This is a genomic window from Streptomyces sp. NBC_01224, from assembly GCF_036002945.1.
In the GTDB taxonomy this organism is placed as follows: Bacteria; Actinomycetota; Actinomycetes; order Streptomycetales; family Streptomycetaceae; genus Streptomyces.
Genome location: NZ_CP108529.1, coordinates 3,642,036 through 3,654,915, shown reverse-complemented (window position 1 = coordinate 3,654,915; position 12,880 = coordinate 3,642,036). Strand labels below are relative to the sequence as shown.

Genomic DNA, 12,880 nt, shown 5'->3' with positions numbered 1-12,880 from the left:
TCCAACGTCAGATGAGCGGCACGGTCTCGGACGTCGTGACGACGCTGCTGATCCCGACGCCGTCGGAATCGACTCCGCAAGCTCCGGCGTTCGTGTCCGTGGACCAGGCCGCGAGCGGGTCGAATCCTCGGTGGCCGCATTCGCCGAAGACCGTGATGGGCGAGCCGCCGGAGAGCGCGACGAGCTTCCACAGGCCGGGCCGGGACAGCGCCGCAGGGGCGACGGGCAGGGCCGCATCGCCCGCCGCATCGACCAGCTGCCAGCCGTCCCCGGACGGCACGGGTATGACCTCGCGCAGTGTCACCGGCCAGGCGTCCAGCCAGGGATCGTCCAGCAGGGCGTCTCCGTACGCACCGATCGCGGCCGCCGCCGTACCGCCCGGCGGTGGCGTACCGGTCGGTGACGGAACACCGAACTGCCCGCCCAGCTCCGCCCGTAGCCGGCCGGCGCCCGGATGGAGCGTGATCTCGGCGTCGATCGTGACGCCCACCGGCATTGCCAGCCCAGGGGTGCGCCCGGCTGCCCCGAAGGAGAGCAGCAGAGCCGTGCGGCCCGAGTCCCTCCCGTACAGCCAGATGCGGCGCGTGACGATCTTGCCGTCCGGGGTGTCGTACTGGGCGAGGACCAGCCAGTGGTCGCGGATTGGTGGGCCCTCGGCGGGGGCGGTCAGCCCCACGCGGGTACGGACCGTGGCCGCCAGTGGCTCCGGCAGCCGGTCGATCCCCAGCCACGCGCTGTCCAGCAGATGCAGCAGCGCGCACTCCTCCAGCAGCCGCACCGGCCAGCCCGGCCCGGACGCCGGGATGGAGCCCAACTCCCGTACACGGGCGGCCAGGCCGGGAGCCTGGGCGTCTACCATACGGGCTGCCGTCTCCTCCCACAGCCCGTACCCCGACTGATCGGCCGCTGCCAGACCGCCGCGCAGCAGATCCGTCAGCCGCTGCTCCAGCTCCTGCGCACCGCCGGTGATCCGCGCGGCCCGGCGCTCGGCGCGCCGCCGGGCGGCCTCCGGGTCGGCCGGGCCCGCGGCCGAGGCACCGCCCGCCGTCGGCCCGCCCTTCTCCCCCTTGTCCGCCGCGCGCTTGCGACGACCCGTCAGCCACTCACCGGCCCAGTCCGGCACCTCGCCGGCGGGCAGGGCCGAATCGCCGGATGCCCGGACCAGCAGCAGACCCAGTGCGTGCTTGCACGGGAACTTCCGGCTGGGGCAACTGCACTTGTAGGCAGGACCGGTGGTGTCCACCACCGTTTGATACGGCTTGCTCCCGCTCCCCTTGCACAGACCCCACACCGCACCCGAACCGTCACACCCGGCGCCCAACCACGGACCGGCCGAACCGAGCTTGCTCCCCGCCTTGCGTGACGTCTCGTCAGGAGCCAGGGCCAGGACCTGCTCCACCGTCCAGCGCGCCGCCGGGTCGGCGGTGCGCAAGGGTTCTCCCCCGTGAGATAGCAGCATGGGAACGACGGTAGAACGCACCACTGACAATCATCCTGACCTGCTGATTTGCCGTCATGCATACCGCTTGACTTTACCCGCCCTTTGCGATTCTCTGCGAACTCCAGACCTTTGAATCCGGGGGGATCCGCTGATGAACCGCACCGTCCGTAACATCCGCAACGTCCGCACCATTCGGACGGCCGTCTGCGCCGCCGTCGCCCTCGGTCTCGCCGTGGGCCTCGGCGCCTGCTCCGAGACCGTCGACCAGGTGGACAAGGCCGTGGACGAGACGTACGAAGTCACCTACGAGGTCACCGGCACGAGCGTGGACGAGATTCAGTTCCACGCGGGCGGCGGCAAGGCCATGGACCCGGAGATCGAGACGGTCAAGTCCCCCAAGCTGCCGTGGCGGAAGACCGTCACGCTGCGCGGAATCATGCCGCCCGCCGTCATGCCGATAGCCCTGGACGAGGACGGGGCCGATGTCACCTGCTCGATCACCCACAAGGGCAAGGTCATCAAGGAGGCCAAGGGCGAGGGCCTCGTCACTGCGGGCGGCTGCGTCGCGGTCTCGCCGGTGACCGGCTGAACGCTCCGCCCGTAGCCGCTGAATCGGCCCTGACCTGCGGGCGGGGCCGATTGTCAGTGCCATGGTGCACGGTGGAAACCACATCAGGTCGACCGATCTGGAGGGGGATCCATGACCGTGTCCGAAACCACCGCCGCCGCTGGCGTACAGGCCCTGCGACCGCATGCCGAGGATGCCTTCGCTCATGAGCTGAAGGCTCTTGCCGCGGCCGACGACCGTCCGCGGCCCGCCCGTTGGCAGCTGTCCCCGTGGGCCGTCGCCACCTACCTGCTCGGCGGCGCACTGTCGGACGGCACGGTGATCACGCCCAAGTACGTCGGTCCGCGCCGCCTCGTCGAAGTCGCCGTGACCACACTCGCCACCGACCGGGCCCTGCTGCTCCTCGGCGTTCCCGGCACCGCCAAGACCTGGGTCTCCGAGCATCTCGCGGCCGCCGTCAGCGGCGACTCGACGCTGCTCGTCCAGGGCACGGCGGGCACCCCGGAGGAAGCCGTCCGCTACGGCTGGAATTACGCACAACTGCTTGCGCACGGGCCCAGCCGCGGCGCCCTGGTGCCGAGTCCGCTCATGCGAGCCATGTCCGACGGCATGACCGCGCGGATCGAGGAACTCACCCGTATCCCCGCCGATGTGCAGGACTCGCTGATCACGATCCTGTCGGAGAAGACGCTCCCCGTCCCCGAACTGGGCCAGGAGGTCCAGGCGGTCCGCGGTTTCAACGTCATCGCCACCGCCAACGACCGCGACCGCGGGGTCAACGAGCTGTCCAGCGCGCTGCGCCGCCGGTTCAACACCGTCGTGCTGCCGCTGCCGGCCACCCCCGACGCGGAGGTCGACATCGTGTCCCGGCGCGTCGACCAGATCGGGCGTTCGCTCGACCTCCCGGCCGCGCCCGACGGCATGGCCGAGATCCGGCGCGTCGTGACGGTCTTCCGCGAGCTGCGTGACGGTGTCACCACCGACGGCCGCACCAAGCTCAAGTCTCCCTCGGGGACGCTGTCGACGGCCGAGGCGATCTCCGTCATCACCAACGGCCTCGCGCTGGCCGCGCACTTCGGCGACGGGGTGCTGCACCCCGGTGATGTGGCGGCGGGCATCCTGGGCGCGGTCGTCCGCGATCCCGCGGCCGACCGGGTGGTCTGGCAGGAGTACCTGGAGACCGTGGTCCGGGAGCGTGACGGGTGGAAGGACTTCTACCGCGCCTGCCGCGAGGTATCCGCATGACCCGGGCCGTGCGTTCCGCCGGACCGCTGCTGCTGGGAGTGCGGCACCACGGCCCGGGCTCGGCCCGAGCCGTCCGTGCGGCCCTGGAGGCCGCCCACCCGCGGGCGGTGCTGATCGAGGGACCTCCTGAGGGTGACGTACTGCTGCCGCTGGCCGCCGACGAGCAGATGCGGCCACCGGTCGCGCTTCTTGCCCATGCTGTCGACGACCCGGGACAGGCGGCGTTCTGGCCGCTGGCCGCGTTCTCGCCCGAGTGGGTCGCGATCCGCTGGGCGCTGGCGCACGACGTCCCGGTCCGCTTCATCGACCTGCCCGCGGCGAACTCCCTGGCCATGGCACAGGCAGCGGAACGCGAGACGGACGGGGGAGTGGACGGGGACGGATCCGGGGAGCCGTCCACGGTCGGCTCGCCTGCGCATGCCCCGATCGACCCCATCGGGGTACTGGCCGAGACGGCGGGTTACGACGACCCGGAGCGCTGGTGGGAGGACGTCGTCGAACACCGCACCCAGGGCGGCGAAGCCGTCGACCCGCGGGCGCCGTTCGCCGCGCTCGCCGAGGCGATGACGGCCCTGCGTGAGGTGTACGGGGACGGCGGCCACCCTCGCGACACCGTCCGAGAGGCGTATATGCGTATCCAACTGCGCGGGGCGGTAAAGGAGTTCGGAGACGACATCGCGGTCGTCTGCGGTGCCTGGCATGTGCCCGCGCTCATCACGAGGACCACGCTCGCCGCTGATCGGGCCCTGCTCAAGGGGCTGCCCAAGGTCAAGGCCGAGCTGACCTGGGTGCCCTGGTCGCACCGCCGGCTGGCCCGGCACAGCGGATACGGGGCGGGCATCGACTCGCCCGGCTGGTACGGACACCTCTTCGAGACCGCCGACCGCCCGATCGAGCGGTGGATGACCAAGGTCGCCGGACTCCTGCGCGACGAGGACCGGTTCGTCTCCTCCGCCCATGTCATCGAGGCCGTCAGGCTCGCCGAGACCCTCGCCGCCATGCGCGGCCGCCCGCTGGCCGGGCTGAGTGAGACGACCGATGCGATCCGGGCCGTGATGTGCGAAGGCTCCGATGTGCCGCTCGCGCTCGTACAGGACCGGCTGACAGTCGGCGAGACATTCGGCGAAGTGCCGGACACCGCCCCCGCCGTACCCCTGCAGCGCGACCTCACCCGACAGCAGCGCACGCTCCGGCTCAAACCGGAGGCTGTGGAGCGGGAGGTGGAGCTCGACCTGCGCAAGGACACCGACGCGGCCCGCAGTCGGCTGCTCCACCGGTTGCGGATCCTCGCCGTCGGCTGGGGCGAGCCCGTGGCAGGCCGGGCGAGTACCGGCACCTTCCGGGAGAGCTGGCGGCTGAGCTGGGAGCCCGAGCTGTACGTACGGGTCGCGGAGGCCGGGACATGGGGCACCACCGTGCTCGCCGCGGCGACCGCCAAGGCCGAGACCCAGGCGGCTTCGGCGACCGCACTCGCCGAGGTCACCGCACTCGCCGAGCACTGCCTCCTCGCGGAACTGCCCGACGCGCTGCCCGTGGTGATGCGGGCCCTCGCCGACCGTGCCGCACTCGACGCCGACGTCGGCCATCTCGCCGACGCCCTGCCTGCGCTGGCCCGCACCCTGCGCTACGGCGACGTGCGGTCCACGGACACCGCGGCTCTCGGCGAGGTCGCGGCCGGGCTCGCCGAACGGATCTGCGTCGGGCTCCCTCCCGCCTGCACCGGACTGGACGCCGACGGCGCCGTCGAACTGCGCCGCCGGGTGGACGGGGTCCACAGAGCGATCGGGCTGCTCACCGGATTCGTTCAGGCGGTTGACGGGGCCGGGCTGCGTGAGCGCTGGACCGCCGTGCTGCACAAGCTCGCCGACCGGGACACGGTCGCGGGCGTCATCCGGGGCCGCGCGGCCCGCCTGCTGCTCGACGGAGGACGGCTCGCGGAGGACGACGCGGCACGGCTGATGGGCCTGGCCCTCTCGCCCGGCACACCCCCGGCCGACGCCGCGGCCTGGATCGAGGGGTTCGTCGGCGGAGCCGCCGGGGGCGGCATGCTCCTCGTCCACGACGAGCGACTGCTGGGCCTGGTCGACGCCTGGCTCACCGGGGTTCCAGCCGACACCTTCGCCGATGTGCTGCCCCTGTTGCGCCGCACCTTCTCGGCGTACGAAGCGGGCGTACGGCGCACGCTCGGCGAACTCGTACGGCGCGGTCTGTCCTCCGGGGGGCCGGCAGCCACCGCCACCGGGACGACGGCACCCGGCTTCGGCCCCCGACTCGACGGAGCCAGGGCCGACGCGGTGGTGCCGGTGCTGCGTCTGCTGCTCGGTCTGGACACCGGCACCGGCACCGGCCCGGACCCGGGTGGCGTCTACCCGGACAACAGAGATCCGGACGAGAGAGCCGAGAACGTCAAGGAACCGCTGGGGGCGACGGGATGACCACGGACACGGCCGGTACCGCACCGCACCCGGCCCACAGCTCGCCGCCAGGCCCGGCGGACCGCTCGGCACGACCCCGCCCGCAGTCGGGCCCGGCGGACGACGAGCGGCTGCGTCGGTGGCGGCTGGTCCTGGGCGGGGACAGCGCGGAGAGCACCGGCTGCACCCTCACCGGACGCGACGCCGCGATGGACGGCGCACTGACCGCGCTGTACGGCGGCGGAGGCGGACCCGGGGGCCGGGGCGGGAGCAACCGCTCGGCCGGACTCGGGGCCTCCGCCCCCTCCGTGGCCCGTTGGCTCGGCGACATCCGCACGTACTTCCCCAGCTCCGTCGTCCAGGTCATGCAGCGCGACGCGATCGACCGACTCGGCCTCTCCGCACTGCTCCTCGAACCGGAGATGCTGGAGGCCGTCGAGGCGGACGTCCATCTCGTCGGAACGCTCCTCTCTCTCAACAAGGTCATGCCCGAGACGACGAAGGAGACCGCGAGAGCCGTCGTGCGTAAGGTCGTCGACGATCTGGAGAAGCGGCTCGCCACCCGCACCCGGGCCGCACTCACCGGCGCGCTGGACCGCTCGGCCAGGATCAACCGGCCCCGCCACCACGACATCGACTGGGGCCGAACCATCCGGGCCAACCTCAAGAACTACCTCCCCGAGTACGGCACCGTCGTCCCCGAGCGGCTCATCGGCTATGGGCGGGCCGCGCAGTCCATGAAGAAGGACGTCATCCTCTGCATCGACCAGTCGGGGTCGATGGCCGCCTCCGTCGTCTACGCCTCCGTCTTCGGCGCGGTGCTCGCCTCCATGCGAACCCTGCAAACCCGGCTTGTCGTCTTCGACACGGCGGTGGTCGACCTCACCGACCAGCTCGACGACCCCGTCGACGTACTCTTCGGCACCCAGCTCGGCGGCGGCACCGACATCAACCGGGCGCTCGCCTACTGCCAGTCGAAGATCTCCCGCCCCGCCGACACCGTCGTCGTCCTCATCAGCGACCTCTACGAGGGCGGCATACGCGACGAGATGCTGAAGCGGGTCGCTGCGATGAAGGCATCCGGCGTGCAGTTCGTGACGCTGCTCGCGCTGTCCGACGAGGGTGCGCCCGCCTACGACCGCGACCACGCGGCGGCCCTCGGGGCCCTGGGCGCACCGGCGTTCGCCTGCACCCCGGATCTGTTCCCGGAAGTGATGGCAGCGGCGATCGAGAAGAGGCCACTTCCCATACCGGACAAGGAGACTCATCAGTAACAGGGAGCCTGCGCGACCCCGGGAGGTTCGTGCAAGCATCGTCCCGTCATCCGCGGAGGACCGCATTCCGCGGTCCGCGCCATCCGGAGACGGCTCATCCCGACGTGACCACCGCAGCCGTTCGTTCCGCCACCGACCCGCACCCCTGGCGCAGGCCGGTCGGCCGACGAGGGCTGCAGGTGATGCTGTTCCTCGGCGGGCTGCTGGCCCTGGGGCTGCTCTTCGGGACGCGGGCCCATGCGGCGCAGCAACCCGCTCCGTCGCTCCCCGGCACGGGGGCAACGATCACCCGCGCAGCGGACACGGAAGCGGAAGCCGAAGCCGAAGCAGAAGTCGCTACGGGCCAGGCGCGCACGGCGTCGGAGCCCAGGCGCAGCCGTTCGTCGGCGGTCTCGTCGGTACGGTCGGTGACGATGTCCGTCCCATTGCCGGGAACGCGGCCTACGGCGCCGAGGGTCTGACGTCCATCACTCCGGCGTATGTGACCGATGCGACAGGCTCGGTGCCCGCCTTCGGCACTCCCGGGTACCCGGCCCGGAGCACCTGACACCGGCGGCCCCGGACCGCCCGGTCGGCCCGGTCCGGGGCCCGTCCCCGCTGCACCGCACGAGTGTCCTTTTGTCCACTGCGACCCGGGCGCCGGCGGGATCTGTGACCGTAATCACCGCTCAGGTGCGATCTGCGATTTAGGGTCCTGCGGAGCGCGGGGATAACCTGCGAGATGGACATGCCGCGTACCCCGGGTCACCGTGTGCGCCTTCCTAGTGACAGAGCAGTCACGTTGCCCCTCGCGGCACGCCCACGCTGAAAACGAACCGCGAGACCACTGAAAAGGGACGGACGCGCGTGGACCTGTTCGAGTACCAGGCGAGGGACCTCTTCGCCAAGCACGGTGTACCGGTGCTGGCCGGTGAAGTCATTGACACGCCTGAGGCAGCCCGCGAGGCGACCGAGCGGCTGGGCGGCAAGTCTGTCGTCAAGGCGCAGGTGAAGGTCGGCGGCCGCGGCAAGGCCGGCGGCGTCAAGCTGGCCGCCACCCCCGACGAGGCGGTCGCCCGCGCGACCGACATCCTCGGCATGGACATCAAGGGCCACACGGTCCACAAGGTGATGATCGCCGAGACCGCGCCGGAGATTCTTGAGGAGTACTACGTCTCGTACCTCCTCGACCGCACCAACCGCACCTTCCTGGCCATGGCCTCGGTGCAGGGCGGCATGGACATCGAGGAGGTCGCGGAGAAGACCCCCGAGGCCCTCGCGAAGGTCCCGGTCGACTCCAACACCGGTGTCACGATCGAGAAGGCTCGCGAGATCGTCGCCCAGGCGAAGTTCCCGGCCGAGGTGGCCGAGAAGGTCGCCGAGGTCATGGTGACGCTGTGGGAGACCTTCGTTGCCGAGGACGCGCTCCTCGTCGAGGTCAACCCGCTCGCCAAGGTCGCCTCCGGCGACGTCCTGGCGCTGGACGGCAAGGTGTCTCTCGACGAGAACGCCGACTTCCGTCAGCCCGAGCACGAGGCGCTCGAGGACAAGGACGCAGCCAACCCGCTCGAGGCTGCCGCCAAGGCCAAGAACCTCAACTACGTCAAGCTCGACGGCGAGGTCGGCATCATCGGTAACGGTGCCGGTCTGGTCATGTCGACGCTGGACGTCGTCGCGTACGCCGGTGAGAACCACGGCAACGTGAAGCCCGCCAACTTCCTCGACATCGGTGGCGGCGCATCCGCCGAGGTCATGGCGAACGGCCTGGAGATCATCCTCGGCGACCCGGACGTCAAGTCCGTCTTCGTCAACGTCTTCGGTGGCATCACCGCGTGCGACGAGGTCGCCAACGGCATCGTCCAGGCACTTGCGCTGCTCAAGTCCAAGGGCGAGGAAGTCACCAAGCCGCTGGTCGTGCGCCTCGACGGCAACAACGCGGAGCTGGGTCGCAAGATCCTTTCCGACGCCAACCACCCGCTCGTTCAGCGCGTGGACACCATGGACGGCGCGGCCGACAAGGCCGCCGAGCTCGCCGCGGCTGCGAAGTAAGGGACGAGGGACTCCAACACCATGGCTATCTTCCTCACCAAGGACAGCAAGGTCATCGTCCAGGGGATGACCGGTGCCACCGGCATGAAGCACACCAAGCTCATGCTCGCTGACGGCACCAACATCGTCGGCGGCGTGAACCCGCGCAAGGCCGGCACGTCCGTCGACTTCGACGGCAACGAGGTACCCGTGTTCGGGACCGTCGCCGAGGCGATGGAGAAGACCGGCGCGAACGTGTCGGTTCTCTTCGTGCCGCCGGCCTTCGCCAAGGCCGCCGTCGTCGAGGCGATCGACGCCGAGATCCCGCTCGCCGTCGTGATCACCGAGGGCATCGCTGTCCACGACTCGGCCGCCTTCTGGGCGTACGCGGGCTCGAAGGGCAACAAGACCCGGATCATCGGCCCGAACTGCCCCGGCCTGATCACCCCCGGCCAGTCCAACGCCGGCATCATCCCGGGCGACATCACCAAGCCCGGCCGCATCGGTCTCGTGTCGAAGTCCGGCACGCTGACCTACCAGATGATGTACGAGCTCCGTGACATCGGCTTCTCGTCCGCCGTCGGCATCGGTGGCGACCCGATCATCGGTACGACGCACATCGACGCCCTCGCGGCGTTCGAGGCCGACCCCGAGACCGACCTGATCGTGATGATCGGCGAGATCGGCGGCGACGCCGAGGAGCGTGCGGCGGACTTCATCGCGAAGAACGTCACCAAGCCGGTCGTCGGTTACGTCGCGGGCTTCACCGCCCCCGAGGGCAAGACCATGGGCCACGCCGGCGCCATCGTCTCCGGCTCCTCCGGCACCGCGCAGGCGAAGAAGGAGGCCCTTGAGGCCGCCGGCGTCAAGGTCGGCAAGACGCCGACCGAGACCGCCAAGCTGGCGCGCGAGATCCTCGGCGCCTGATCGCTTCACCGCGACGGAGCAGCAGCGCAGTATCGCGTCACCGCACAGACGGCGCGGGCCCGTACCCCGGTCAGGGGTACGGGCCCGCGCCGTATCTGTTTCCCGGTCCGGCTGTCCGTCTGCCGGTCCGCCCGGTCAGCCGGCGTCGGGGACCAGCCGGGCCGGACCCTGGACGAGCTCGCCCTGAAGCTTCTTCTGCAGATTCAGGTCCTGCGGCGTCAGTTTCTGCGGGCCACCTCGTGGCGGCACCCCGCCGACCTGCTGAGCGGGCGACTCCGGGGTTTCGTATCGGGCCGGAGCCGTCGCCAGGGTGAACAGCGTCAGACCGATGAGCAGCACCGTGAAGGAGATGGCCGCTCTGGTCCACACCTGGGCCTTGCGCTCGCTGTCCGTACGGATCGTGTCGGGCGAGGGGAGCGAGGCGGGGGGCTGGGCCCGGGCGAGTGCGCCGAGCTGTTGATGCAGGAGCGCCGACTTCTCGGTGGAGGACGACGGCTCCGCCAGGTCGGGCAGCCGCTCGGCGACCGCGGCACGTGCGTTCATCAGCCTGCTCGCCGTCGCCGGGGTGCTGGCTTCCGTCTCCGCCGCGGTCTCCGGAAGATCCAGGCCGACACCGTCGTAGAGCAGCAGGGTGCGACGGTACGACGGCGGCAGGTCGAGCAGCGCGCCGAGCAGTGCGCGCGCACCGGGTTCGGCGGGCGGCGGGTCGAGGGGGCGGTGCGTGCGGCGCAGCCGGTGCCAGGGCGACATCGCGTACTCGTACGCGGCGGCCCGCACCCAGCCCGCCGGATCACGGTCCACCGCGACCTCCGGCCAGTGTTCCCAGGCCCGCGCGAAGGCCCGCGCGACGGACTCCTGGGAGAGGTTCCGACGCCCGGTCAGCAGAAACGTCTGGTGGAAAAGGGCGGCGGCGCAGCTCTTGTACAAGGCATCGAATGCCTCGGCCGGTGCTTCAGATGCTTCAGGAGTTTCAGGCGCGGCACAGGTGGCGGATGGGCTGTCCGTGACAGATGTGCCGGACGCGCCGTACGTGTCTGGCAGTTCGGGGGTGTTGCCCGGCTCGGTCGGGGCCATGGCGGTGCTCCCAGTGGCTTCGACGGGGGTCGGCGGACGGGACAGCGGACGGGACGGCGGTTGTTTCGTGGCGGTCACCGGCTTGGACAGCCTCGCGACCGCCGCCGGTGTCGTCGGGCGGGCCGCCCGTTCGGTGCATCGGACGAGCTCTCTGTCATGAAAGACCCCCCGCGGGCCCTGCACTGGGCGAAAAAGTACATAAACGCATATTGAGCGACACAGCGGTCGTTCGCCTGTTACACGGAATAAGCGCGTGTCGTTGGGAGCATTGCCGTGTGACCCAAGTGACCGAACGCAGCCCGTCGTTGTCGGCAGAGCAGGGCCGGTCCGCCGTTCTGGCCCTCGCCTTCCTGCGTGGGGCGCTCGCGGCCGGGCTGGGGCTGGGCGCACTCACCGTGCTCGTCATGGGGCTGTGGATCAGCTCCCCGGCTCCGGACAACAGCCCCGGCGGGGCCCTCCATGTGGCGGCCGGTCTCTGGCTGCTCGCCCACGGTGCCGAGCTGATCAGGGCCGACACGCTCGGCGGAGCCCCCGCCCCGGTCGGCCTCGTCCCGCTGCTGCTCGCCGTGGTGCCGGTGTGGCTGGCGCACCGTGCGGCCCGGGACGCCCTGGAGTCCGTCGAGGGGCGCCCGGCGCCCTCGGCAGCGGGCGCGTTCGCCATGGTCAGCGGCGGATATCTGCTGGTCGGAGCCGCTGTCGCGTTCTACGCGCGGGGTGGTTCGCTGTCCGTGTACGCACCGTCGTTGCTCTTCCCTTCGGCCGTTGTGGTGATGGGCGCGGCGGCTGCCGGGGTCTGGACGGCATCGGGGCGCCCGATCGCGCCGCCGTCCTGGGCGCCGGTGCGCCTGCACGAGAAGCTGGCGCGTACCCGGTTCAGGGAGCACGCGGAGACGGTGTGCCGGTCGGCCGCGGCCGGGGTGGCGGTGCTGCTCGGTGGCGGGGCGCTGCTCGTCGCGGTGGCGCTGGTGTGGCATGCACAGGCGGCTGAGCAGTCGTTCGTCCAGCTCTCGGGCGACTGGTCGGGCCGGGTCCCGGTACTGCTGCTCGCGCTGGTGCTGGTGCCGAATGCGGCGGTGTGGGGTGCCGCGTACGGACTCGGTCCGGGCTTTGCGCTCGGTACGGCGTCCGCGGTCACCCCGCTCGCCTTCTCGGGGCGCCCGGCGCTGCCCATCTTCCCGCTGCTTGCCGCAGTACCGGCCCACGGTCCGGGGACGGTCCTGAACTGGGCGGCCGGGGCGGTGCCGGTCGTGGCCGGGGTGACGGTCGCCTGGTTCACGGTACGGCGGGCCGCGCCCGCCCATGCCGGGCGGGAGGAGGCGTGGAGCCTGCGGGAGACCGCGCTGACGGCCGGCCTGGGGGCGGTGGGGTGCGGGGTCGGCACGGCGGCGCTGGCGGCGGCCGCGGGAGGACCGCTCGGCACCGGTGCGCTGGCGGAGTTCGGCCCGGTGTGGTGGCTGACGGGCGCGGCGGCCCTGGCGTGGACGGTGCTGCTCGGCGTCCCCGTGGCGCTGCTGCTCCGGGCCTGGCGGCTGCGGGGCAGCGGCGGGGGATGCTGGGTGCGTCGAGCAGTGGAGGAGACGGCAGCGGCGGAGTGCGCGCCCGCAGCTCAGGCGCCTGCGGGGGGCCCCGGGCAGGTGCCTCGGGAGCCGGGTGGCGGCGACCGGCGGTGGTGGAAGCGGTCCGGGCGCCGGGACGAGGGCGAGGTGGCCGAGCCGGTGCCCGGTCAGGGAGCCGTTCGCGTGCCCGTCCGCGCTTTCGGGGGCGTACCCGCTGCGGCGGCCGCCCCAGCAACCGGCGGCGCTGCGTCGGCGTCCGCGGCGGACGGGTGGAGCGACGACTCCGAGCCGTACGACTTCCTGCCGACCGACCCCTGGCGCGAACGGACGGCCCTGCCGGGTGAGGCTGGGCCGTCTGTGGATCCGTGAATCCG

10 protein-coding genes are annotated in these 12,880 nt (G+C 71.6%); 8 read left to right on the top strand and 2 right to left on the bottom strand.

Translation table 11 applies throughout. The annotated features are described in order from the left end of the window. Positions 1–7 precede the first annotated feature (7 nt). Entirely contained in the window at positions 8–1,459 is a 1,452-nt protein-coding gene (locus tag OG609_RS15830) for an SWIM zinc finger family protein (protein ID WP_327273424.1), read from the bottom strand. 133 nt (positions 1,460–1,592) lie between these two features. Here OG609_RS15830 and OG609_RS15825 point away from each other — a divergent pair, with 133 nt between their 5' ends. The 7 genes from OG609_RS15825 (at position 1,593) to sucD (ending at position 9,876) form a co-directional block, all read left to right on the top strand. Further along, positions 1,593–2,030 carry an MmpS family transport accessory protein gene (locus tag OG609_RS15825; protein WP_327273423.1) on the top strand — a complete coding sequence of 146 codons (438 nt, stop codon included), beginning with the start codon at positions 1,593–1,595 and terminating at the stop codon, positions 2,028–2,030. A 111-nt stretch (positions 2,031–2,141) separates the two neighbouring features. Then, the gene (locus OG609_RS15820; protein ID WP_327273422.1) at positions 2,142–3,254 is read left to right on the top strand and encodes an ATP-binding protein; all 1,113 of its coding nucleotides are present in this window, start codon (positions 2,142–2,144) and stop codon (positions 3,252–3,254) included. Beyond that, complete coding sequence (locus OG609_RS15815; RefSeq protein ID WP_327273421.1) at positions 3,251–5,689, top strand: DUF5682 family protein; 2,439 nt, start codon at positions 3,251–3,253, stop codon at positions 5,687–5,689. Before OG609_RS15820 ends, OG609_RS15815 begins: the two co-directional genes overlap by 4 nt. Then, a complete protein-coding gene (locus OG609_RS15810; RefSeq protein ID WP_327273420.1) occupies positions 5,686–6,942 on the top strand; it encodes a VWA domain-containing protein in 1,257 nt (418 codons plus the stop codon). The genes OG609_RS15815 and OG609_RS15810 overlap by 4 nt, the downstream gene beginning before the upstream one ends. Positions 6,943–7,046: 104 nt before the next feature. Beyond that, positions 7,047–7,403: a hypothetical protein gene (locus OG609_RS15805; protein ID WP_327273419.1), complete on the top strand. Its 357-nt coding sequence runs from the start codon at positions 7,047–7,049 to the stop codon at positions 7,401–7,403. Positions 7,404–7,788: 385 nt separating this feature from the next. Continuing rightward, entirely contained in the window at positions 7,789–8,970 is a 1,182-nt protein-coding gene (gene sucC / locus OG609_RS15800; protein ID WP_327273418.1) for an ADP-forming succinate--CoA ligase subunit beta, read from the top strand. 21 nt (positions 8,971–8,991) lie between these two features. Continuing rightward, complete coding sequence (sucD, locus tag OG609_RS15795; protein ID WP_327273417.1) at positions 8,992–9,876, top strand: succinate--CoA ligase subunit alpha; 885 nt, start codon at positions 8,992–8,994, stop codon at positions 9,874–9,876. Between the two features lie 135 nt (positions 9,877–10,011). Here the strand turns inward: sucD and OG609_RS15790 are convergent, their stop codons facing one another. Continuing rightward, positions 10,012–10,950 (bottom strand): RNA polymerase sigma factor, encoded by a 939-nt coding sequence (locus OG609_RS15790; protein WP_442817967.1) that lies wholly within the window; start codon positions 10,948–10,950, stop codon positions 10,012–10,014. A gap of 284 nt (positions 10,951–11,234) precedes the next feature. Here OG609_RS15790 and OG609_RS15785 point away from each other — a divergent pair, with 284 nt between their 5' ends. Beyond that, entirely contained in the window at positions 11,235–12,875 is a 1,641-nt protein-coding gene (locus OG609_RS15785; protein WP_327278068.1) for a cell division protein PerM, read from the top strand. Positions 12,876–12,880: the final 5 nt, after the last annotated feature.

Excerpts from the sequence above, each read along its gene's own strand:
- OG609_RS15830 (WP_327273424.1), bottom strand. The coding sequence starts at position 1,459 with ATGCTGCTATCTCACGGGGGAGAACCCTTGCGCACCGCCGACCCGGCG.
- OG609_RS15825 (WP_327273423.1), top strand. The coding sequence starts at position 1,593 with ATGAACCGCACCGTCCGTAACATCCGCAACGTCCGCACCATTCGGACG.
- OG609_RS15820 (WP_327273422.1), top strand. The coding sequence starts at position 2,142 with ATGACCGTGTCCGAAACCACCGCCGCCGCTGGCGTACAGGCCCTGCGA.
- OG609_RS15815 (WP_327273421.1), top strand. The coding sequence starts at position 3,251 with ATGACCCGGGCCGTGCGTTCCGCCGGACCGCTGCTGCTGGGAGTGCGG.
- OG609_RS15810 (WP_327273420.1), top strand. The coding sequence starts at position 5,686 with ATGACCACGGACACGGCCGGTACCGCACCGCACCCGGCCCACAGCTCG.
- sucD (WP_327273417.1), top strand. The coding sequence starts at position 8,992 with ATGGCTATCTTCCTCACCAAGGACAGCAAGGTCATCGTCCAGGGGATG.
- OG609_RS15790 (WP_442817967.1), bottom strand. The coding sequence starts at position 10,950 with ATGGCCCCGACCGAGCCGGGCAACACCCCCGAACTGCCAGACACGTAC.